Annotated in this window: 21 protein-coding genes; 7 read left to right on the top strand and 14 right to left on the bottom strand. The window is 60.8% G+C overall.

Annotated elements, in window-relative coordinates; translation table 11 throughout:
* The first annotated feature begins 442 nt into the window (after nt 1-442).
* From AB7245_RS27995 to AB7245_RS27985, 3 genes are read left to right on the top strand one after another with little or no spacing between them, the layout of a single operon-like run.
* Nucleotides 443-661 carry a hypothetical protein gene (locus AB7245_RS27995; protein WP_439035125.1) on the top strand — a complete coding sequence of 73 codons (219 nt, stop codon included), beginning with the start codon at nt 443-445 and terminating at the stop codon, nt 659-661.
* Nucleotides 658-885, top strand: coding sequence for a hypothetical protein (locus AB7245_RS27990; protein ID WP_439035124.1), 228 nt, complete (start codon nt 658-660; stop codon nt 883-885). Before AB7245_RS27995 ends, AB7245_RS27990 begins: the two co-directional genes overlap by 4 nt.
* Nucleotides 882-1,358 carry a hypothetical protein gene (locus AB7245_RS27985; protein ID WP_439035123.1) on the top strand — a complete coding sequence of 159 codons (477 nt, stop codon included), beginning with the start codon at nt 882-884 and terminating at the stop codon, nt 1,356-1,358. Before AB7245_RS27990 ends, AB7245_RS27985 begins: the two co-directional genes overlap by 4 nt.
* A 411-nt stretch (nt 1,359-1,769) precedes the next feature.
* Here the strand turns inward: AB7245_RS27985 and AB7245_RS27980 are convergent, their stop codons facing one another.
* The 3 genes from AB7245_RS27980 to AB7245_RS27970 form a co-directional block, all read right to left on the bottom strand.
* On the bottom strand, nt 1,770-1,946 hold the full coding sequence (locus tag AB7245_RS27980; protein ID WP_439035122.1) for a DUF3606 domain-containing protein: 177 nt from the start codon (nt 1,944-1,946) through the stop codon (nt 1,770-1,772).
* A gap of 185 nt (nt 1,947-2,131) precedes the next feature.
* Nucleotides 2,132-3,022 carry a non-homologous end-joining DNA ligase gene (gene ligD, locus AB7245_RS27975; RefSeq protein ID WP_439035121.1) on the bottom strand — a complete coding sequence of 297 codons (891 nt, stop codon included), beginning with the start codon at nt 3,020-3,022 and terminating at the stop codon, nt 2,132-2,134.
* 483 nt (nt 3,023-3,505) lie between these two features.
* Nucleotides 3,506-3,760 (bottom strand): hypothetical protein, encoded by a 255-nt coding sequence (locus AB7245_RS27970; protein ID WP_439035120.1) that lies wholly within the window; start codon nt 3,758-3,760, stop codon nt 3,506-3,508.
* 400 nt (nt 3,761-4,160) lie between these two features.
* Here AB7245_RS27970 and AB7245_RS27965 point away from each other — a divergent pair, with 400 nt between their 5' ends.
* Complete coding sequence (locus AB7245_RS27965; RefSeq protein WP_439035119.1) at nt 4,161-5,567, top strand: invasion associated locus B family protein; 1,407 nt, start codon at nt 4,161-4,163, stop codon at nt 5,565-5,567.
* A gap of 133 nt (nt 5,568-5,700) precedes the next feature.
* The gene (locus AB7245_RS27960) at nt 5,701-7,431 is read left to right on the top strand and encodes an adenylate/guanylate cyclase domain-containing protein (protein WP_439035118.1); all 1,731 of its coding nucleotides are present in this window, start codon (nt 5,701-5,703) and stop codon (nt 7,429-7,431) included.
* A 151-nt stretch (nt 7,432-7,582) separates the two neighbouring features.
* Here the strand turns inward: AB7245_RS27960 and AB7245_RS27955 are convergent, their stop codons facing one another.
* The 6 genes from AB7245_RS27955 to AB7245_RS27930 all read right to left on the bottom strand — a co-directional run bounded on the left by AB7245_RS27955 (nt 7,583) and on the right by AB7245_RS27930 (nt 12,529).
* Nucleotides 7,583-8,125: a hypothetical protein gene (locus tag AB7245_RS27955; protein ID WP_439035117.1), complete on the bottom strand. Its 543-nt coding sequence runs from the start codon at nt 8,123-8,125 to the stop codon at nt 7,583-7,585.
* Nucleotides 8,122-8,316: a hypothetical protein gene (locus tag AB7245_RS27950; RefSeq protein WP_439035116.1), complete on the bottom strand. Its 195-nt coding sequence runs from the start codon at nt 8,314-8,316 to the stop codon at nt 8,122-8,124. The genes AB7245_RS27955 and AB7245_RS27950 overlap by 4 nt, the downstream gene beginning before the upstream one ends.
* On the bottom strand, nt 8,313-9,032 hold the full coding sequence (locus AB7245_RS27945) for a hypothetical protein (protein WP_439035115.1): 720 nt from the start codon (nt 9,030-9,032) through the stop codon (nt 8,313-8,315). Before AB7245_RS27945 ends, AB7245_RS27950 begins: the two co-directional genes overlap by 4 nt.
* Nucleotides 9,033-9,034: 2 nt before the next feature.
* Nucleotides 9,035-9,331, bottom strand: a complete 297-nt coding sequence (locus AB7245_RS27940) for a hypothetical protein (RefSeq protein ID WP_439035114.1) — start codon at nt 9,329-9,331, stop codon at nt 9,035-9,037.
* Nucleotides 9,332-9,672: 341 nt separating this feature from the next.
* Nucleotides 9,673-9,978 carry a hypothetical protein gene (locus AB7245_RS27935; RefSeq protein WP_439035113.1) on the bottom strand — a complete coding sequence of 102 codons (306 nt, stop codon included), beginning with the start codon at nt 9,976-9,978 and terminating at the stop codon, nt 9,673-9,675.
* Nucleotides 9,979-10,390: 412 nt separating this feature from the next.
* Entirely contained in the window at nt 10,391-12,529 is a 2,139-nt protein-coding gene (locus AB7245_RS27930; RefSeq protein ID WP_439035112.1) for a DNA primase family protein, read from the bottom strand.
* Between AB7245_RS27930 and AB7245_RS27925 the strand changes: the two genes are divergently transcribed.
* The gene (locus AB7245_RS27925) at nt 12,493-13,536 is read left to right on the top strand and encodes an IS110 family transposase (protein WP_007594558.1); all 1,044 of its coding nucleotides are present in this window, start codon (nt 12,493-12,495) and stop codon (nt 13,534-13,536) included. The two genes, AB7245_RS27930 and AB7245_RS27925, sit on opposite strands and share 37 nt — an antisense overlap.
* A gap of 122 nt (nt 13,537-13,658) precedes the next feature.
* Here AB7245_RS27925 and AB7245_RS27920 read toward each other — a convergent pair whose 3' ends face one another.
* The 3 genes from AB7245_RS27920 to AB7245_RS27910 form a co-directional block, all read right to left on the bottom strand.
* The gene (locus AB7245_RS27920) at nt 13,659-14,270 is read right to left on the bottom strand and encodes a bifunctional DNA primase/polymerase (protein ID WP_439035111.1); all 612 of its coding nucleotides are present in this window, start codon (nt 14,268-14,270) and stop codon (nt 13,659-13,661) included.
* The gene (locus tag AB7245_RS27915; RefSeq protein WP_439035110.1) at nt 14,267-14,671 is read right to left on the bottom strand and encodes a hypothetical protein; all 405 of its coding nucleotides are present in this window, start codon (nt 14,669-14,671) and stop codon (nt 14,267-14,269) included. Before AB7245_RS27915 ends, AB7245_RS27920 begins: the two co-directional genes overlap by 4 nt.
* Nucleotides 14,672-15,590: 919 nt before the next feature.
* Nucleotides 15,591-16,841 (bottom strand): site-specific integrase, encoded by a 1,251-nt coding sequence (locus tag AB7245_RS27910; RefSeq protein ID WP_439035109.1) that lies wholly within the window; start codon nt 16,839-16,841, stop codon nt 15,591-15,593.
* An 806-nt stretch (nt 16,842-17,647) separates the two neighbouring features.
* Here AB7245_RS27910 and AB7245_RS27905 point away from each other — a divergent pair.
* Nucleotides 17,648-20,110 carry a putative bifunctional diguanylate cyclase/phosphodiesterase gene (locus tag AB7245_RS27905; RefSeq protein ID WP_085405339.1) on the top strand — a complete coding sequence of 821 codons (2,463 nt, stop codon included), beginning with the start codon at nt 17,648-17,650 and terminating at the stop codon, nt 20,108-20,110.
* On the opposite strand, the gene AB7245_RS27900 is transcribed toward AB7245_RS27905, so the two are convergent.
* Both AB7245_RS27900 and AB7245_RS27895 read right to left on the bottom strand, forming a co-directional pair.
* On the bottom strand, nt 20,096-21,355 hold the full coding sequence (locus tag AB7245_RS27900) for a serine hydrolase domain-containing protein (RefSeq protein WP_085405340.1): 1,260 nt from the start codon (nt 21,353-21,355) through the stop codon (nt 20,096-20,098). The genes AB7245_RS27905 and AB7245_RS27900 overlap by 15 nt on opposite strands.
* Nucleotides 21,356-21,418: 63 nt before the next feature.
* Entirely contained in the window at nt 21,419-21,982 is a 564-nt protein-coding gene (locus AB7245_RS27895; RefSeq protein WP_028154760.1) for a nitroreductase family protein, read from the bottom strand.
* Nucleotides 21,983-22,034 lie beyond the last annotated feature (52 nt).

The raw sequence follows: 22,034 nt of genomic DNA, 5'->3' as shown, positions 1-22,034 counted from the left end.
GACAATGAAAACGAGGTCTATCGCTGCCACGCTGCCCTCCATGGCTCGCAAATCACTTTAGAATCATACGCTTTATTCCCGCGGTTGCAATCCACACACCCATATCGTCGAGGCAACCCCGCCCGAAGCTGCGGAGTCGCGCGGTGCTCGTTGCAAATCGACGCGTCGCACGGTTGGTATTGGGCGAGCTTTGAAAATTTAATGAGGCCAAAAGATCAATCGTTACAAGGCCAGATCAACCGTCTCTCGAAGGTGATTTTCCGCGCTACCTTGGAGTTCTTTACTCCAGCTAGCGACAGGCATTTGATTCCGCGCAGGCCCTGTCAGAGCCCCAGGCATTTTGGACACGTCGCGCCGCAAGCCCCAAGCTCCAGCACGACGTCTAGGCGATCCGGTTTCTTCTGACAGGGCGGCCGGGTCGCCGCTTGTGTTGGGAGATACCATGCCCATCCTCTTACCCAACGGTGACATCGCGTACGTCTACATCGTTCCCCTGTTCCGTCGGCGCAACAACAGCATGAAGCCCTATAGCCGTCCTACCGACTGGCTGGCGCAGGCCGGTCCCCACACGGCATGGGGCCCTACTCGACGCGAGGCCGTCGCCAATCTGAAACGGATGGTCTCACCGCAAGCCGGCAACGTTGTCAGGCTCGTACGATGAGCAAGCGTAAGGGGCCGTATTATCCCGGCGCCGAAGTCTGGCAGCATCCGGATGCTGAACGGGTCTTTGCGGTCGTTAACGACAATCGCCGCATGATGAAGGCGCCGCCGCTGGCGCGCGATAAAGCCAGCACTGAGGACGTTGTCCGCGAGCGGCTTCAACGCCTGGACAAGAGCCGTAGGCAATCTGACTGGTGGCGGCGTAAGCGCGAGGCGACATCATGACCGACAAGGCGCCAACACGCCTGCAGGATGCCCGTGCCATGAAGCGCGCGGGCTGGCCACTCAACACGCCGGTCGAGGAGCACACCTTCAGCGAGGGCTTTAGCCGGCACTGGCTGGCGACGATGGATGCGCAGGTCAAATTCTACAACGTCGTGCTCAGATACGCGACGGGCGAGGATCCGTCGCCGGCCAGATGGTGGTCGGTTCTGCGCCGGTTCATCGCGCTGGAGCAATCGATCTACAATCTGGTCGAGTTCTGGATGGTCGAGCTGGGTGGCAACACGCCGCCTGAGGCCGCACCGATGTTCAGATCCGAACAGGACGCGCATGAATATGCGATCCTTAAATTCATCCTGGAGCAGCGCATCTGCCCCTACCTCGATTTCTGGCAGGCCAAGATCGACAACGTCGAAGCCGGCAACGCCACGACGTTCACGGTCAGCGACATCCCGCCGTGGGTGGATGACGAGTGAGGCCGTGAGCAAGCAAGAGATCGCCACCTGGATTCCGGACGGCGAGCGTTGCAGAGAAGACGAAGCGTTCCGGAAACGGCTGCTCTCAAATTCAGTGGCTGACTTGGCTTCTTGCCCTTGTCCTCTTCGATCTCCAAAGAGCCTTCAGTGGCGACGCCGTTTTACGGCTGTGTCCGGAATGATGCGGCTGGCATCCGGCTCTTCAATTCCCGCGTTTATGTCCGGTGACCTGTTGCATTCGCACGGCTCACCAGCGCCGCACTGGCAGCCAAGCTCTTCGCTCCAGGCCCGGTCTGGGTGGTTCTCGCAGACAAAGCCTAAGCCGAAGCAGATGCGCAATTGGGATTGATCATGGCATGAAAAAGCGCGCGGGCCTTGCTCCAAAGATCGCAAGCATACCGCGCGCCTCGGTTACACCGCCAATTGTTTGCGAACGGCGGCGGCCGAATTGCCTACTTTGTCGACGGCCCTCTGCAGCTCGTCCTTCGAGACACCAAGCGCCTTGGTCCAATACTTGACCTCGAAGTCTTCATGCATGTTGATCTTGCTACGGTCGCGCTGGTCCCGTTTGGTGAGACTGTCGCTCATCTTCCTCCTCCATCGCCTGGACGAGCCGCTCATCATCGAGAACGGCCAGCAGGTCATTGATCGTGTTTTCGGCGTCCCTCGGCCCAGGCTCGACATAGCGAGCCAGGATGGCTTGGGCTTCTCTTACCGCTCGGGTTACGCGATCCGGCATGCCGGTACTCCACTCACTGGTGGAGAAAACGCCGTCAGGAACGCCGCGTTCCTTTGCTAAGTCCCTTGAATGAGCTGGCCCGCAGCAGGCCTTCGGAGGTGATGTCCCGGTATTCGATGTCGGCGTAGAACTTTGGCTCGACCCATGTGGCCTTCGGTTTCCTGACTGGCTTGGTGAGCTTCTGCTTCGGGCTGACGACGGTATCGAGAGCCTTGCGGATCTCCGCCGATTTGGTCCGGCTCCAGCCCGTGCCAACCTTGCCCATGTAGCGCAGCTCTTTGCCGTCGTGCTTGCCGAGATAGAGCGCGGAAACGCCGGACGGGTCCTTCACGAAACCAACGACAGGGAATTTCTCGCGCTGCACCGTCTTGATCTTCTGCCAGGCCTCAACCCGGTCTGACCGGTACGGTGCATCAACCCGCTTCGAGACGATGCCCTCGTAATTGAGCTTGCTCGCCGCCTCGAACAGCGCCTGACCATCACCTTCATGGTGCTCGCTGTAGAAGATCGGTGCTTCCAATCCGTTTTCTTCTATTAGCTGCTTCAACAGCTCCTTGCGGGCAAGCTGCGCGTGCTTGCGCAGATCTACGCCGTCCAGCCATAGGAGATCGAACGCGAAGAAAACGAGGCGGTCCTGGTCGCCTCTGCCGAGGTCGGCCTGCAGCTCAGAGAAGTTGGTGCGGCCTTCGTGGATGACGACCACTTCACCATCGACGATGGCTTGCCCTTCGATATCAAAAGCGCCGGCGATGACGGCGAACCGATTGATCCAGTTATGGCCGTTGCGGGTGAAAGCCTTCCGGGTGTCGCCGTCGATGTGGAGCTGGATGCGGTAGCCGTCGTATTTGACTTCGTGAATCCACTGAGCCCCCGAAGGCGCTTTCATCTTCAGGGTTGCCAGCTGGGGGCTGATAAAGCCCGGCATGGAAGCTCGCGGCTTCTTGGCCGGTGCTCGGGTACGCTTTGCCACTAACGCAACTCACAAAAAATCCGCCGTCGGTGGGGGAGCCGACGGCGGGGCAGTCTACCTACCTTACTCAGGACTCTCCAACCGCGAGGCTCATGCGCCGTTCCCAGGCGTTCTCACATACAACCGCAATTGAGATTCCAGGTTGTATTTTCAACGTCAACTAGAACGGCAGCCGAACAGCTAGAGAACGCGGTGTGATAAAGCAACGCCCTCAGTACTGCGGCCTCGTCAAAAGCTCCGGCAGCCGTGAGATTGCCTTCCCGATCCGCCTGGCCTCGTCACGGGTAAGGAATTGCTCGGCGTATTGGTAGGGGCGCCGTTGAAGGTCTTCGCGGTGGGGCACAGAGCAAACGGAGAAGCCGTTTGCGTCCTTCACGCGGAAACATTCCTCCTCCTCCATCATCACCCACGGCGCCGGAAACCGCCGAAGATTATCCATCACATTCTTCGGTTTGCCGGAGTGCCCCTTATCGGCTTGCCGGAGGCATAGGTCGGGCTTTCCTTTGTGGCCCGCACCTGCCGGTCACGCTCAGCGCAGAGGTCGTCCACCTTGCTCAGCATGCGCTGAAGCAGGGTCTCAGCCGAGGCGGTCGATAACCCCGCCCGTTGAAGTTGGAGGATTTCCTTGCGCTGGCGACTGACCTGCGAGCGCATGCGCTCGATTTCCGAGCGGACATATTCGATCGTGGGCATGACCAAACCTGGGGATTTTGCCCAATAGAACAAATAGAGAACAATGAGTCAATCCGACAGTGCAGGTTTGTCCGAGCTGGGCCGTCGGCAACCTAACCGCTTACTTCCGATTAGGCACCGCGAGCGGACATCACCAGCCGGCGGTCGGGAGGTCCGAGATGGGCCACAAGCAGACCAACGACGATTAGCGGAGTTAAAGCTCGAACAGGCCCTAAGGCCCCAAAAGCCAGGAGCCGCGTGAAAGGCCGTGGACGCTCATTCGAGTTTCCGACGACGCTTTTTTCGCTGGGCCACTAAGCCGCACGACGTGGAACTTGCGGTTGGTCCCTTTGATCCAAATCAACGGATTCCTGCCTCCGAAACCTAGCGTCAGACCAGACCACATCGTCGGAGATAGAAGATGCTGAAGCACTTGCTGGCCATTCTTCTTTCGCTGGTTATCCCCTCGGCAGTCCATTCCCCTGCCGCAGCAGATGACCGAACTGCGGGACAAGCAATCCAAGAGGAAATTTGGGCGCTGCCGTTTCCACTGCCGGTGCTTGCCTTCCTGGTACGGCCGGTCGGAGATGGTCCGTTTCCGCTAGTGGTTATGAACCATGGAATTTCGCTGGACGCCAATCAGCGGACGATGTTTCCGACGATCGAATATCGGGACGCGGCACGTTGGTTTGCGCGTCGCGGCTATGTGGTCATCTCGCCCATCAGGTACGGGGCCAGCAGTCTCGATGATAAAGATCAGGGTCTCTACGGAGCCGTCTTTGCCCACGTCGGTAGCTGCGAGAACCCGAACTTCCGTGGTCCCGGGCTCGCAATCGCCACTCTGAACGAGTGGGTCATCGACTACATGAGCAAGAAGAAGATGATCCAGCCGGGTAAGGTTGTCGTCGTTGGCCAGTCGGGCGGCGGATGGGGCTCGATTGCTCTTGGAAGCCGGAATCCGTCATCAGTTCAGGCCATCATTACCTTTGCGGCGGGGCGTGGAGGCAGAGTAGATGGCAAACCCAACAACAATTGTGCGCCCGACAAGCTTGTTGCCGCGACCGGCGAATTTGGGCGCACCGCGCGCATACCCATGCTTTGGATTTACGCGGAAAACGATACCTACTTCGGACCGGAATTGACGAAGCGGATGCATGAGGCCTTTGTCGAAGCAGGCGGAAATGCCGATTATCGTATGCTCCCGTCCTTTGGAGCCGACGGGCATTTCATGATTGATTCCGCGGATGCAGTGCCGATCTGGTCGCCCCTGGTATCGCAATTTCTAGAGAAGCATTCAGCGACCGCCCCGCCGCTTGGGCAGCAAGTCAACGGAGCTTCGGCCCGGCAGGAGCCTCCGTCGAAGCCGCCGCGATTGCGGCTGCCTGAAAACATCCATTTCTCAACCTGGCAAAAACTTTGTTTCGCCTCATCCGATCGAACCACGATATGCCGATCGACATCAACCGGCACGGACGATCTCGATCAGGTCGTGGTGCGTGTCGACCTGATCCAACGGGCTGACGGTCTAGCTCGCTTGCAGCTATTCGTTCCGCAAGGGGCAAATCTGCAGGAGGGGGTCAAGGTGACGGTAGATCATAGCGGCCCTATCCGGGTTCCTTTCAACTGGTGTCTTACTAACATCTGCATCGCAGCACGCGGAATCGAACCAACCGTGGCGGCTCAAATGGAAGCCGGTCAACAGCTCAAACTCGAACTCACCGACCTTTACTCCTCTTCGGTGGCGATAAATTTGCCACTGAGCCAGTTCGGAGCTGTTCACCAAGGCCCGCCCGCCCAAACCTTCGACTTCAGTTTAAATGAGGAATGAACGAGGTCGGCCTGTGACCGCTTGACGGGGCTGACCGAAGGGAAGCTCGACTGTGAGTACATCGGATATGTCTCTTCGGAGCACGAGACAAAGGATTCTCGCCCTTAACCGATTGAAAAAATTCTCCGGATCGATGATCAAGCAGTCAATACGGCAGCGAATTGTAGCAATCGCTGTCGGACTGATCATCCTCATGCTCGTGACGTCGGTCCTATCGATAGTGATGGTCAGGCGGGTCGGCTACCTGCTTGATGAACTCTCTGCACGGTACGCACCTATCAACGCCCATCTGACACGAATCAATACTCTATCGCTCGAACGAGGCCTCGCGCTTCGCCGCATGGTGATCGCGAAGATGCAGGAGCCGCCCGATGTGCTCGGATATAGAGCCCGCTTGGAGTTCTACAGCGAGAAGGGAGCCGAGGTCGAAAGTGAAGCGCAAGCCGCACGGACACTGATCAATTCGATCATTGAAGACACAAGTACACCGTCGGACAACGCAGCCCTGGCGCGCATCGACAACCGAATTGAAAATTTGGACGATACTCGCCGCCAGCTGAAGCAGGAGACCGGAGAGCTACTTTCACACCTTGAGGCGAGAGACTTTCCAGCGGTGAGACGCAGCCTTGCGCGAGCAGACGCTGTTCGCGACGAACTGGATGAGAAGGTCAGTGCTATTCGGTTGAGTATGCTGACCGTCAGCGAGGGAGCTATCGCAAAAGTGAGGTCGGAACAGACCCGGGTGGTCCTGACCTCCGCCGTCGTGACGCTGCTTGCCGCGATCGTCGGATTGATCTTCGCCAACTTGGTCAGCGGCGGCATCATTCGCTCTGTCCGGCTATTGCTTGAAGGTACCCGCGCGGTGGAAGCAGGTCAGCTCGATCAATCAATTGATGTAAGAGCGACTGATGAAATCGGACAACTGGCTGCCGCCTTCAATCGAATGGTTGTGCAATTGCGTGACAACCAACGTATCAAGGAAACATTCGGCAAATACATCGATCCGCGCGTCGTTGAAGGATTGATCGATCGTCCAAATTTGACGGCCGCTGAAGGCCAGCGCCGAGTAATGACCGTGTTGTTCTGCGACTTGAAGGGCTTCACCAGCCTGAGCGAAGGCATGACCCCGCAAGGTCTCGTCAAGGTCATGAACCACTACCTTTCGGTCATGTCCGAACCAATCCGGAACAACCGAGGGATCATCGACAAATATATCGGCGACGGCATCATGGCTTATTGGGGCCCTCCCTTCGTCGATGAGGCGGACCATGCTAGGCTCGCATGCCTCGCCGTCCTCGAAATGATTGGACGGATAGACAAGCTGCGCCAGGAGATACCTGAACTGCTTGGTGTTCGCGCAACTCCGATGGAGAATTGCGATCTAAGGATCGGAATCGCGACCGGCGAGGCCCTGGTCGGCAGCATCGGCTCTGACGTGATGATGAGCTACACCGTCATGGGCGATGTGGTGAACCTCGCCTCGCGGCTGGAGGGCGCGAACAAGGTGTATGGCACCCGCAATCTCGTTTCCGAAAGAACTATTGCTGCCGTGGGAAATTCACTTGAGGCGCGGGAGATCGATCGCATTGTGGTGGCGGGTCAGAGTCGTTTCGAAACCGTTTTCGAAATAGTTGGAAGCAAAGGTGATCTTACGCCGCAGCATCTTGCATCACGGGTTAAGTACGTTGAAGGGCTCTCGGCCTATCGAGACCGGCGATGGGATGACGCGCTTGCCGCGCTCAATGCGTCGCTCGAAGCGATGCCCGGCGACGGGCCTGCAAGGGCTCTAATCCAGCGCATTGAAAGCTTCAAAGCAGAACCACCGCCCTGCGACTGGGACGGGTCGTGGCACATCGAAAAATAAGCGCCGGGCTGACGCGGCGGACATCTGCTATGGGTCACAAGCCGCCGACACGTTCATTGTCCGCAACTTCCGCTTTAGGTTGGTATGCTGAAATTTGAGAGTACCCGCCCTGTTTCTAATCGCTGAAATTGCGACTGGTCACCAATGGCAGTCATCGAACTGGCTTGCGGAGCGGGATCGGGCCGCGCGCGGCAGCCATCACCGCCTTGCAAGCAGCTTGGGCCTTAGCGATGTCCGGATTTGGATTCACGTATTGCGGCGGGACGCCGGTCATGGCGTGCGGCTGATGCCGATAGGCCGACTCCAGCCGGTCAGTCTCGGCGTTGAATACGGCATGCCCGGCATGAAGAAAGCGCGTGAGCTGGTCCTTGACCGCAGGGTCGAGATTCCGGCCGGCGACAAAGTTCGCCAGCTGTTGCCCTGTGACGGCAGTGCCGGCGACGGTGGTGAGATTCAGCGAGGCCGCGAGCGCGCGGACCGCGTCCTCGCTTGCATCTGGAGGCGCCATGCGTCGGGCGATGTCGCGCGCGGCGGTGCGGCTGGCTATGTCGTTGAGCGCATCGTTGACCTCGCTGGCAATCTTCGCAAATGATGTGCCGTTCGGACCGCTGGTGCGGCGCTTGAGGTGGTCGCGCAGGGCCTGCGTGCCGGTAACCTCGGGCTCGGCGACGGGCTTACGGCTGAACATGTTCATTGCTGTGCTCCCTGGAGCTTGAGGCCCATGCGGCGTGCCAACGCTATGAGCTGTTGATCGGTCACGGCGAACTGGCGCCCGAGCGAGAATTGCTTGAATTGGTCGAGGGACATACCGGCGACAGCTGCGACTTCGTCGCTAAGATAGAGCGCGGCGCGGGCTTGAATGCGGCGGATCTCGGCGGGGCTCATGGTCCGTCTCCGGTCGGCAGACTTGCAACAAGGCGCGAGAACTCGCTGCGGCGGGGCTTGAGGACCGCTGCCGGCAACCTGCCGTGAATGTAGGCCGGCGCGATGCCGATCGACGGACGCGGCGCGGGTGCCGGCGCGACCTGGAGCGCGCCGGCAGTGTAAGCGTCAAGATGCTTGCGCAGCCGGGTGATGGCCGCGACGGCGGCATCGTGCGTGAGATCGAGCGGCGTGACGGCGCGACGGCTGGTGACAATGGCGGCGGCGTTCGCAGGCTGCGGGGTCAGGCTGATCTCTGTGATGATGGCTTTGCGGATGACGGCATGAAACGCGAGACTGTCTTCATCACGAAGCTCGCTCTCGATCACGACCGCGGTAACAGACAATCCGGCCATGCGGCGGGCATCGGCATCAGTGACTTCGGCCACGACGTGAATCCGGCCGGCTGCGTCATAGGTCATTTGCCGCAAGCTGCCCGCAATGCGGTTCGAATCGTGTCGCACCAGGAGCGGCAACTGGCTGAGATCAGCGGGCCAGCTCAGCGAGCCGCGCGCGAAGCTCATCCGGTCGCTATCGACATCCGGCGTCGCAGCGATGCCTTCGACGATCTGCGGAACGGTGACGGGCGAGAGCAGAGCCATCGCCGGCCGCTCGATCGGCGCAACGTTGTGCCGCTTGGCCAGCTCTACAAGGCGTTGCTTCAGCTCGAACCCACGCATTGCTATTTCCGTTTCCGTGTCGCCTGGAGCTGCTCGCGGACCGCCTGCAGCCGCCGCGCCAGCTCCAGAATCGCGGCGCTCTCGCGTTCGAAGGCAGGTCCGCCGAGCGGTCCGGCGGCTCTGATCTGGTCGGCCATCATGGGAAATTGCTGTTCGAGCTTTGCAGGCCGATCGACGACGGCGTCGACCGTCATGAATTGGCCTTTCCGGATGCGGTCGCGCTTGTCATGGATCTCGGCAGGGCCGCCGTCCGCAACAACGAACGAACCGCGTTGCGGACCTTCTTTGCGCGTGGCCATCATTGTCCTCCGCCCTACGGTAGTGAGAAGCCGGATGCCGTGGTTGAGCAAAGTCCCGTGCTGTGCGAACCACCTTGACCGCGCGAATATTATCACGGCTGCGGCGAGATCAAGCGAACACAGCGCACGATGGCAATGATACGCGCGCTGTACTGCAACATGAGATTCAGCAAAAACTTCGAGGCCATGGGCGCACCCTTCGTTGCGAGTAGAGCGGATGCGAAGTACCGCCCCCCGGTACCCAGCAGGGCGGACGGTCTTAAAGCGGAGGATTCGGCTGTCGTGAAAGCGCGCTTCGCGACACTTTGGAGAACACAGAGCGAGAGCGGCGTTGCTATCTCTCAGCTATCAGCCCGCGTAACGTCATTGCTAAGGGAATGACCCGCTGGAATGCTAATGACAGTCACTTGTCCGACGACACTTTGAATGGGTGATCCAGACAGTTGCAACGGGATCATCTTTCCCAACAGCGCGGCAAACGCCTTGGGGTGACTGTCGGCGAGGTAAAAAAGATAACCCGTTAAACCATTCGATCCGGCGCCATCGCTGCCGTGGGCTTCCGCAGCGGCAATGATGGCCTGACGCAGATCGCGTGTGATCCGATTTGCCTGGCCTTTAACGCGAGGCCGCGGCCGGAGATTGGCCATTCGCTTGCGTCTTAGCTCGTCGCCTGCGGTCAACATGGTGTGCCAGCGTAGTTTCTAGAGTCACTAGACCAATCTCGATCATATCCCCGTTTCGCCGTGTCGGATAGCCGACTCCGCCGCCGCCAAATTTGCCCACGCTCACTTTTCGGTTGTGACCGCTGTTAGTTCCGGCTGTCACCTGTCACCTTACGTGTAAGTGCGGCTGTGAATCTTGATATAGGCATGTAGGAGCCGCTCTATAGGGCCTTCTTAGGGGGTTATACTAATATCTCTAAACAAGATATGACAGGGTGACAGGCGACCTAACAAGCTGCTGTTGCTTCTACAAAAACATGCCTGTCACCTTGTCGATTTCACAATGACAGGAAGGTGTCAGGACAGCACGATGGTGTCAGCTCCATCCTGTCACGTTCTAGAATTTTGGCGCCGACTTTTTCGTCTTGTGCGGATCATCGCCTGCAGGGCCTTTTGGCATCTTTACAACCTCCGGATGGTTGAGCCATTCCTCCTTGGTCGCACGATTGGTTTCCGATGCGGTCTCGGACATGCGTTGCAGGGCGGTCTGTGGCTTGACGTTCTGGATAATGCGGGCGGTGTTGAAATGGGCGCGGCCTTCGTTGTTCAGCTTGATGCCGACGTAGTACCGAGTGCCCCATTCGTTTTTGAACACGTCCTTGTCCTGGGCGATCTGTGGATGCGACAACGCCCTCAGATTCTTGCCGACGAATGACGGGCTGAAGCTCGCCTTGCCATCGCCATGGTTCTCCTCGCGCCAGCCGGTGAAGGCAGCATAGAAATCGACCGTCGTCATCATCGAGGTCTTGTCGAAGTCGATGCAGCTCCGGACAAAACCGGCGACGGGGTTGGCCTCCAGCTTCATCTCGGTGAGAGCGGCCAGCCCTTCGTCGGTGTCAATAAAATTGCCGCGCTTGAGCACGCGCTGTAACCCTGCCAGTGCCCAATTCAGTAAGCCGGGCCGTTCCTGGTCGAGAATCAGATCGAATGGCTCCCACGCCGGATTGATGGCGAGGGCCTTGGCGGCGACGCCGATATAGTTGCCCTTCTCAAACACTCTTCGTAGCGTCACGATTAGCAGGCGATTGGTCATCGCGCTGGTGTTTTCCTTGAACGTCGGTGGATGGTTGGTTCCAAAGAGGCAGGGCGCGTTGATCCGCATCGTGATCATCGGGGCGTTCTTCGGATTGATGCCGAGCGGCTCTCTGGCAATGATCGCTTTGACCTTGCTTGAGAGATGCCAAACGCCGATGTCGAAGGCCTCATCCAGCACCCATGGCGCGCGGCGCATGAATTCCTGCAAGCCGTGCGGGCCTACCACTTCCGACAGCGGCGTCGAGATCGGATTGTCTGTCAGTAGACCGGACAGAATCCGAAGTAGCACGCTCTTGCCGGTATCGCTCGCACCCAGCACCACCAGCCCACGTTTGAGGGCTTTGGGTAGTCGGTCCAGCAGCATCGTGCCCGTGTACTCCTGCAACAGCGTCACGCGTTTTCCGCGCTCCTCTGCGGACTGATCGGGAAAGTAATCGTTGAGCAGTTCCAGCCAGAGCGGGCACGTTGCTGCCGGATCGTAATCGACATCGAGTGCCCACGTCGCATAATGCTCTTTCGTGAACGGCTCGACCGTCAACGTCACGGGATCAATCAGCCCGCTGCGCGTCGGGATCTTGCCGTGATCGTCCCAGACGATGCGATCATCCGTCCTGACGTTCGGGCTGCGCTCGATATATTTTCTCGCCTCCAAAATGAACTTGGCGGAGGACGCCGAACGCAATTTCATCTCGCGCAGCGTCAGTTCGATTTTGTTTTCAAGCCACGGGGCAGGCTTCGGCAACAACGACCACAGCCCCCCACGATACTTCCAGAAGTGCTCGTTGCCGGCTCCGTCGGTGACCATCTGCACGTCTTCATCACGCGCACTCATGGTGCGCAATAGCTCTTCGGCGACCTCCGCATAGAGGCGGAGTCGGTTGTCACTGTTGCTGCCCCGCTCATTGCCGGTGCTGCCGCCGGCGCCGTTGATCTTCCGTGAACCGCGATAATCCAGCCAGTCGGCAATCTGCTCTGCGATCTTTTCGCCAAATGTTTCTCTCAGTAGTGGAAATCCACGCGCAGGCCGTCCGGCCTGGAATTCCTGCGCCGCATCCTGCGCAGTATCACGCCGGTCCTTGGGCTCGTTGTCGCCAGCGTTGCGCGCGATGGCCTCGACCATGTATTTGATCTGCGCCGGCTTCAGCCCGCAGCGGGCAAGAAATCCGCCAAGACTCAGTGCTGCATCGTGGCGCGCACCATTGCCGGGCCAGTACCGGGTAAGCAGGCAAAGCGAGGCCAGTCGCCTGGCGCGCGTCAGCAGATCGTCGCCGTCGACAATAGCCGGGTCTCCGTCCTCATCCCAGCGAATCTCCTCACCGCTCTCATGTTGGGGTGGACGGCCCCCTTCCGCCGGTCTGCGTGGCAGGATGGGGTCGTCGATGACCTCAAACGAAGGAGCCGCCCGTGGAAACGATTGTTCGTATCGGTTTGGACACGTCAAAGAGCGTATTTCAGTTGCATGGCGTTGACGGGATGGAGCAGCCGGTCTTGCGACGCAAGTTGAGACGCGGCCAGGTTCTGGCGTTCTTCGGCCGTCTGCCGCCTACGCTTGTCGCGATGGAGGCTTGCGGAGCGTCGCACTATTGGGCGAGGGAGCTGCGTTCGCTGGGGCATGAGGTGGCGATGATCCCGCCGCAATATGTCAAACCGTACGTGCAACGTGGGAAATCCGATGCGGCGGACGCCGAGGCGATTTGCGAAGCCGCGAGTCGACCGAAATTGCAGAAGAACTTCGTGCCAATCAAAAGTCCCGAGCAGCAGGGCGCACAGATGCTGACTCGTGTACGCAACCAGTTCATTGGCAGGCGCACCCAGCTCGCCAATTCGATCCGCGGCTACGCCGCAGAGTTCGGCTTTACCGCGCCCAAGGGGCTTTCAAGGCTTCCGCAATTGCTGATCGATATTAGGGCTGATGCGACAGTCCCGGACTTGGCGATGGAGTTGATAGAGGCGTTGGCTGCAGAAATGGCGCGCGTCGATGATCAAATCGTTACGCTCGACAAGAAGCTCATGCAACTCCATCGGAGCAGCGAGATGAGCCGAAGACTTGCGACCATTCCAGGAATTGGTCCGATCGGCGCGACGCTGCTGTCAATCAAGGTCGTGGATGCGCGCGGATTCAAGTCGGCAAGAAACTTTGCCGCGTGGCTTGGCCTGACGCCAAAGAATCACTCGACGGCCGGCAAGAATCGGCTCGGGGTCATCACCCGCGCCGGCGACGGCATGTTGCGAACCGTTTTGGTAGCTGGCGCGACGGCAGTGATCGCGGATATGCGACGACGCGGGAGTCGCCCTTGGTCCTGGCTGAAAGACATGATCGCTCGCAAGCCGCCAAAGCTGGTGGCGATAGCGTTAGCAAACAAGCTGGCGCGGATTGCTTGGAAACTGATGGTCAGCGGCGAACGGTACCGGCCTGCGAGCGCCGTACCGATGCCAACGCCGACATAGACTTGAACGACAAAAAGAGCTTGGCGTCAGACGGGCAGATCTGACGCTGGGGCCGGAACTTGCAGGAAAGGAAGAGGTGGTACGTTCGGCGCGAGCCGGTCATGTGAGACACTCCGCTCGGTTTACCGGCAGCAAATGCCGCTCTCGTGTTTGGAGCTCACTGTCCGCGAAGCCCATCTTGGCCAGTGGTCGCAAGACCCGATAATAGGCCGGACATATGAGCGCAAGCGATCCGAGCATGCTGCCCGAGCCAATCCTTGCAAGTCGGGGGCCGTCCACATATGAACCGAGCCGGGAAATACGGTCTGCGCACCCTTGAAGCCGCCGACGCGAACCTCCAGCAGTCTCGCATCGTCTTTCGGCCGCATCGGATCGTTGAAAACGAATACTGCCTTCTGCTCGCTCGATGTCGATGCAAGCTTGGTCTGGTAGAGCCAGTGCGATGCCGGTGCCGATGCCCGGCCGAACATGGCGCTGGTCCTTGGGAGCGCGTGCGATGCCAGCGCGATGGCCTCGCTGCAATCGAGGTCGAGATCGGTTAAATCATTTGATGACGGACCGAGAACGACGCCGACGTTCTGCTCCTTGCCTTTGAAATACTTCTGTACGTCGGCTTCACCAATCACGCGCTCCTGCCAACCATCACCGTTCGGCTTCTTCGACTTGAACGGTATCGGCACGGGATTCCAGCCGCGCGCGATATAAGCCCGTGCGGCCTCCACGGCGGTAGTCATGTCGGATCCTCCGCGACACGGACGTTGCTCTCATTCAGCGCGGCTTGACCTTCAGGCGTCGCGAGCCACGCCGCTTTGCGTGCGGCAACCGCTTCGGCGCGCCATGCGGCTTCGCTGCGTTCCAGTTGGCACAGCCCATCACGTTCCGCGAATTGCGGATCGATCCGCAGGACGTAACCGGATTGGTGGAACGGCGAGTTTGCGTCGGTGCAATGCGGGTCCCGATGCCCCGGTGCGGGCGAGTGGTGATGGTGGCACTTGCACCACGGGCACCAGTGCCGCCACAGCCAGTGACCGCCATCGACGTGCTTGATCGGCTCGCACAGAACGACCGGCATGCGGGCCAGCCATTCTTCCTGGTCGCGTTTCGTCCAGGCACGTTGCTTCAGCGGGCGCATCATGGCTGCGCCCTCCGCAAGCTGACGATGTCGGGATTACTACCGTCGCCGGGATCTGACGATTTGCCGCGCGTGAGGCGCGCGCGACGGCGATGCGATCGTCGCGCACGATGACGCGGTCGGCGCCGACTACAAGCGCCGGGATTGGCGCTTATCGAGCACAGACAAAAGCCGGTGATTCTTAAGTGAGGCTGGCGCGCGCGCATCTGCGCGAGGCGCAACAGCCGGTAGAATGATTGATCTGATAACATGGGCGCGGACCTCGGTTCGGGTGAGGTCGCGCGGCGGGCACTAGGAACCAAACGGCGGGCGTGGTATTAGGGCCGTGTTCGGTGACCCTATGATTGAAGCTTGCCGTCGGTCGCGCAGTACCCGCTGCGCGGCCGATTTACTAGGCCGGGACTCCTTCGGCGCGACGAGTCGGAACCTTGTCGGATGCAGGCGCAGCCTCGCGAGCGGCACGCCACTCGGCGGCGCTTTCGAGAGATATCAGAATCCGCGCACCGCATCGCATCTCTCGCGGCGTCGACTCCGGGCTCTCTCGTTTCATTTTGAAATACATCGCTTGCGAGAATCCGTGCGCTTCGCAGAATTCTGGAATCGTTAGCGCCAGGCGCGGCGGCGGCTGCCGGTCGCTGTCGGAATTGCTGTTGCCGGTTTTCTTCCGAGGCATCTTGGTACACTCCCTCGACGCAGTTACACCACAAGTGATGTAACGTGCGGAAGTTCGCTACTGTCAAATCGGCCAGCTTCGGTCAGGACCGGTCAGAGCCGGTCTAGCTTTTCTTGACGAAGCAAGTTCAAAGAAAATATTTTGAGGTCGCGTCACGCGGCGTTGCTTCACTTAATGAGTTACGCAACAGAACTCGTCGGTAACTTGCATTCACCAGCTTGGTCGGGGGGAAGTGATTTGCGTCGCTGATCAGCTGGCCAGCGCGACGATGTTGTCGCCGGTCACCGGTTGGTGCTGCAACAACGCCTTGCGCGAGATGTCCTCGAAGTCGTGCTCGGTGATGTGCCGGCTGTAGTGCTTTTCGATCATCTTGACCGACGTGTTGTGCAGGCTCGCCACCAGCCTGATCGGCACGTTCTGCAAGAGTTGCCGGACGATGCTCGAATGTCTCAGGCAGTACGCGGTCACTTCCATGGGATCTAGTCCGATGGCCCTGACGACCTTGTCCACTTGCCGATGATAGTTCTGACCCGGATTCTTGTCCCAGGGCCTGCCATCGCTCTGCATCAGCAGCAATGCGTCGTCGGCGCGGCCCTGCGCCGCCTGGGTCAGCATGGCTGCGAGCTGCCCGGTGATCGGCACGCTATAACGCTCGACTCTCTTCTGACTGCGGTTTTTGCCGCCGCCCTTTGAGCTTTTCGGCATCATCAGCTTCGGCTTCGTCGGATGGTCGTGGAGATCCTCGACCCGCAGCCGCACCGCTTGGCTCGGCCGTGCGCCGGTCACGGCTAGGGTGTCCATCAGCAGGCCAAACTTCTCGTCGAGCCCGTAAGCGGTCGCGACGAACGCGCGCACCTTGTCGTCGGAGATGATGACGTTGCGCACCTCGGTGGCGTCCGGCAATGCAGCCAGCCCGATTCCCCATTCGGCACCGTTCTTGATGCGCTTGTCATGCTGCGCTGCCAGCGCCAGCGCCGCGCAGATGCAGCGGCAGAGCCGGTTGATCGTTGACGCGGCCATGGTGCCGATCAAGCTGTCGCGCCATGCCTTCAGCTCTTTCGACGTCAGCAGCGTCACAGGCTTCGCCAGCAGCACGCTGGAGAGATGCAATCTGGGATGCTCGGCATTGTAGGGGTTGGCATTGCGTGCGATCAGGTCGGCCCGGAAGCCCTTCAGCGCACCATCCACGGTGATCGGTGCGGAGTCGGTGCTGCCGTCACCGCGCGCCAGCTTCTTCGCCGCGTCCTGTGCCTCGTGGAAGGTCAGCACGTTCTTGGAGTCGGCATCCTCGAAATCGTCGGCGAGCGCGAAGCCCTTGGTCCAATATGCGCCGTGGCCGTCGCTGGCCTTGAGAACCCACGTTCCGTTGGTCTTGTTGCGGCGGTACATCAGCGCGATGCCGCGCGCGAGCGTCGGCCCCGGATAGGGTGCGCGACGGACTTTCAATCGCAGCCGTGCGCTGCGGCTTTCCAGTGCGCTGAAGCTGACCTTGCGTGGCATTGATCGTGTCCCTCTCTCTCGCGATGTGTCGCGATGCTGTCGGCGAAAGCCTGCGAAAGGCTTGCGCCGACATAAGCGGAATAATTGCGGACGATCAATGGCTTATGATCTCTCCATAGCGCTCCATTACGCTCCATAGGACTGACGTTTTTCCCCTGCGCAGGGAAGGCCGGGATGTCCTGGCTACACCTGTATGCCGCTGTGCAGACTTCTCACTACAACTCCGCACAGTGGACCTCGGGTGCCAGCGGGCTCCCGGTCTTCCCTGCGCCCTCTTTCATTCGAGGGTGAGGCGATCAGGCAAAGCTCGGGCGAAATGCGCCGCGAGGATGCGAGCCCATGTCAGTCACTCAACGACGCTCTCGTGCCCCGGACGCTGCGCAGCACGAAGTGATGCGCTGCAGAGCCGGGGCCCATGCGTCAGTGTGTTGTGTCATCTGCTGGGTCCCGGCTCTGCGCCGCACCGCTACGCGCTGCGTCGCGTCCGGGACTCGAGAGAGGCGGGCGCGGCTCCTGCGCACTCCGTCATTGCGAGCGCAGCGAAGCAATCCAGAATCTTTCCGCGGCGGCAGTCTGGATTGCTTCGCTGCGCTCGCAATGACGAGGATGAAGCAGCTGTGCGCCATAACTTCACTCACGCGCACGCATCGCATTTTAGGCAACTGTCATAGTCTCTAACGCGCACTAACCAACACCTGACTTAAAACTGTCATAATCGCCGAATGGAACCCGCGGCTGCGTCCTTTTTACACGGCATTAAGCGCGGCTGCATTGGATGCCCCAGGGAAAGTGCGTTGGGGACTGCAATGACTGCCGCGAAGAAGATGCCGGGAAAACCGGCCGCCGAAATGTTTGACGACATCCCGGTGCTTCAACGCAAATGGCGTGCCGCGTTGAAGCCGGGCGAACGGCTGCCGCGCTATGAGGACGTGATGCTTGGGAGCCTCGGACGGCTCGCCGACCACATCGCGCTGCTGAAGAACGATGGCGCGCTCGAATTGTCGCGCAGCGGGCGTTACGTGCAGAAATGGCTCGGCGAGGAGCGCTGGGATATCCCGGTCGCCGAGCTCTCGCCCGATTGCGCCACGGCGCTGTCGGAAGCTGTGACGAGCGCGCTCGAGAACGGACGTCCGCACCAGGGCAGCGCGCATTGCGTGCGCGACGGCATGGTCCGGACCTACGATGTGCTGGCGTTGCCGACCGCCTCGCGCTGGGGCGCCACGCTGGTTGGCGCCTACATCAACGAGCGCGGCGCGCAATACAATCTCTTGGACGCGATCTTCTCGTCGACCGATGACGCCGTGGTTTCGCTGGCGACGCTGCGCGATACCGCAGGCAAGCCGTTCGATCTCCAGATCGTGCACCACAACAAGAGCGCCGGAGCGCTGCTGAAAGCCGCGAGCGCGGGCCTCTTGTGGCGGCGGATCGGCGAGGGGAATACGCTATTGGCCGCGCCCGAAATCATGGACTTCCTGCTCAAGGTCGTCTCCGGCGGCCGCGGCGAGCAGCTCGAGATCGAGGAGGACGGACGTTACCTTCGGCTCAGTGCCACCGCCTTCGCCGATCTGGTCTCGTTGACGATCTCCGACGTCACCGCGTTGAAGCGGCGCGATGCCTCGTTTCGCCTGCTGTTCGACAACAACCCGATGCCGATGTGGGTGTTCGAGGCACAGACCAAGGAATTCCTCAGCGTCAACGATGCCGCGGTCCAGCACTACGGCTACAGCCGCGCCACCTTCCTACGGATGAAGCTGCACGAGATCTGGCCCGAGGACGAGTGGGACAGCCACGCCGAGGCGCTCGAACGCATCGGCGACACCTATCATTCCTCGCGCAACTGGCGCCATTTGTGCGCCGACGGCAGCGAGATCGAGGTGCTCACTTTCGGTCGCCGCGTCGCCTTCGACGACCGCGACGGCTATCTGGTCGCGGTGGTCGACATCACGGAGCGGCGCAAGGCCGAGGCGCGGATCGCCCACATGGCGCACCATGACGGGCTCACCGATCTGCCGAACCGCGAACATTTCCAGCAGTGCTTGAAGCAGGCGCTCGACCAGGCCGGCGGAAAACGGGTCGGCGTGCTCTATATCGATCTCGACCTGTTCAAGAACATCAATGATTCCTTCGGGCATCCGGTGGGGGATCGCCTGCTGAAGCAAGTTGCCGAACGCCTCACCACCGCGGTCCGCGGCGGCAATCTCGCGGCCCGGCTTGGCGGCGACGAGTTCGCCGTGATCCTGGCAGCCGATGTCTCGCCGAACGAAGCCAGCGCCTGCGCGACCTTGCTGATCGACATGCTGAAGGCGCCCTACGACCTCGACGGCCAGGAGATGGTGATCGGCGCCAGCATCGGCATCGCGCTGTCGCCCGGCGACGGCACGACGTCGGAGGAGCTGATGCGCAACGCCGACATGGCGCTGTACCGGGCGAAGTCCGATGGCGGCGGCGTGCACCATTTCTTCGAGCGCGAGATGGACCTCCAGGCGCAGAAGCGCCGCGACATGGAGCTCGATCTGCGCCGCGCCTTCGCCAATGGCGAATTCGAGCTGCACTACCAGCCGCTGGTGTCGATCGCGTCCGACCGCATCTCCGGCTTCGAATCGCTGTTGCGCTGGCGTCATCCCGACAAGGGCATGATCTCGCCGGCGGAATTCATTCCGGTCGCCGAAGACATCGGCCTCATCACCCAGCTCGGCGAGTGGGTGCTGCGTGAGGCCTGCGCGGAGGCGGTGAAATGGCCTGTCGACGTCAAGGTCGCGGTCAATCTGTCGCCGGCGCAATTCCGCAGCCGCAACCTGGTTCAGGTCGTGATTTCCGCGCTTGCGCAGTCCGGCCTGTCGCCGAAGCGACTCGAGCTCGAGATCACCGAGTCGATCTTCCTGGCGGAGACCGATGCCAATCTTGCGATCCTGCATCAATTGCGCGAGCTCGGCGTCAGCATCTCCATGGATGATTTCGGCACCGGCTATTCGAGCCTGAGCTATCTCCGTAGCTTCCCGTTCGACAAGATCAAGATCGACCGTTCGTTTGTGAAGGATCTGGCGCAGCGGCCCGATTGCGTCGCGATCGTGCGCGCGATCTCCGGCCTCGGCCGCAGCCTCAACATCACCACGACGGCTGAAGGCGTCGAGACCGAGGATCAGCTCGACTGGCTGCGCGCCGAAGGCTGCAACGAGGTGCAGGGGTTTCTGTTCAGCGCGGCGCGGCCCGCCGCCGAGATCGCAAAGCTGCTGGCCGATTTCGGCCAGCGCGCCTCACGGGCGGCGTAGCCCTTCGGGATAGCAGCCGTAGACCAGTTCCTTGAAGGCGGGCGTGATGCGGCTGCGCTCGTTCTGGGTCTGCTGCATCAGGAGGTAGACCATGTCGAGCTTGGGATCGACGCCGAAATAGGTGCCGCTGCCTGAGTCCCATTTCAATTCGCCGATCGATCCGGCCGGCGGCGGCTTCGCGTTACCGGGATCGGTGCGCACACCGATGCCGTAGCCATAGCCAAAGCCGTCGCCCGGGAAATAGAAATAGTCGCGTCCCACGCCGGAGCCGGGCCCGACGTGATCGGTCGTCATGGCCTTGAACACGGCGGGGCTGAGGTAACGCTTGCCCTCGAACTCGCCGCCATTGAGCAGCATCTGCGAGAAGCGCTGATAGTCGGTGATGGTCGAGAGCAGCCCGCCGCCGCCGGATTCCCATTCGGGATGGTCGAGGCGGTCGCGCTCGCCGGCGAGCAGGACCGGGTCGCTCGGCAGCGGCCGCGCCATCCGGGCGCGCTCCTCCGGCGTTTTCAGCACGAATTTGGTGCTGTTCATTCCGAGCGGATCGAGAATGCGCTGCTTGAGGAATTCATACAGCGTCTGGCCCGAGATGATCTCGATGACGGCGCCGAGCACGTCGGTGGAATGGCCGTAGCGCCACAGCGTTCCGGGCTGGCGCGTGAGCGGCAGCTTGGCGATGCGGTCGGCGAATTGCCTGTTGTTGAAGGGCCCCTCGAAAATATCGGCGGCCTGGTAAACCTGCATCACCCATGGAGCGCCGATATAGTCGTAGCTGATGCCCGAGGTTTGCCGCAGCAGATCCTCGATGTTGACAGGACGGATCGGCGGCTCGAGTTCGACCTTCGAGGTGCCCTCCGGCTCCAAGCCCACCTTGGTGTCGGCGAAGAGCGGGACGTATTTCGACACGGGGTCGGCGAGCGCGAGCTTGCCCTCGTCGATCAGCATCATCGCGCCCAGGCACGTGATCGGCTTGGTCATGGAGTGGATGGCGAAGATCGTGTCCGGCGTCATCGCAAGGCCGGTCCTGGTGTCGCGCACGCCGAAGTTCTTCAGATACACCGGCTTGCCGTGCTGCTGGACCAGGACCACCGCGCCCGGCAGGCGGCCAAGCGTCACCTCGTTGTCAAAATACGCGGTGATGCGCTCAAGTCCGTCGGCCGACGGGGCAGGGATGTCGGCGGAGCGGCTGCGCCCCATCGTGCCGGCCAGCAGCGCGGCCCCGACCAGAAATTCACGACGCTTCATCCGGGCTTCCTCCCTCGCCGGGATCAAAGCCGCAAGACGTCGGAGGCGTCAACAAGGCATCGATTAAAAACGCGTCACGATTTCCGAAAGGAACGGCCGCGGACGGTCTTCGCTGGGCTTGGTCGGCGTGCCGATATGGACGAGGCCGGCGAGCTTTTCGTCGGGCTTGAGGCCGAGGCCGTCCAGCACGTCGCGATCGAAGGCGAACCAGCCGGTCAGCCAGCAGGCGCCGTAGCCGAGCGCGGTCGCGGCCGTGACAATGTTCATGACACTGGCGCCGGCCGACAATTCCTGCTCGAACGCCGGCACCTTCGGATGCGGCTTGGTGAAGCTGACGATACCGATCACCAGCGGCGCGTCGGTGAGGCGTTTGCGCTCGGTCTCGATGTTCGCCGCCGGTGCGTCCGGATTCTTGCGGGCAAAGACCGTCGCGATGACCTCGCCGGCCCGCTCGCGGGCGTCACCCTCGAAAATGATGAAGCGCCAGGGCGCGAGCTTGCCATGGTCGGGCACGCGCGCACCGATGGTGAGGATGGTTTCGAGCTCGGCGGGGGAGGGGCCGGGCCCGGTCATCTCGCGCGGCTTGACCGAGCGACGGGTTTTCAGGAGTTCGATGGCGTCGGGCACTGCGATGTCCTCTTCGGCTGGTCGTCGGGCGTGCCATGCCGAGATAAGCATG

It is taken from the genome of Bradyrhizobium sp. 604_D8_N2_3, from assembly GCF_051810765.1.
In the GTDB taxonomy this organism is placed as follows: Bacteria; Pseudomonadota; Alphaproteobacteria; order Rhizobiales; family Xanthobacteraceae; genus Bradyrhizobium; species Bradyrhizobium barranii.
This window is presented reverse-complemented; position numbering and strand designations above follow the sequence as displayed.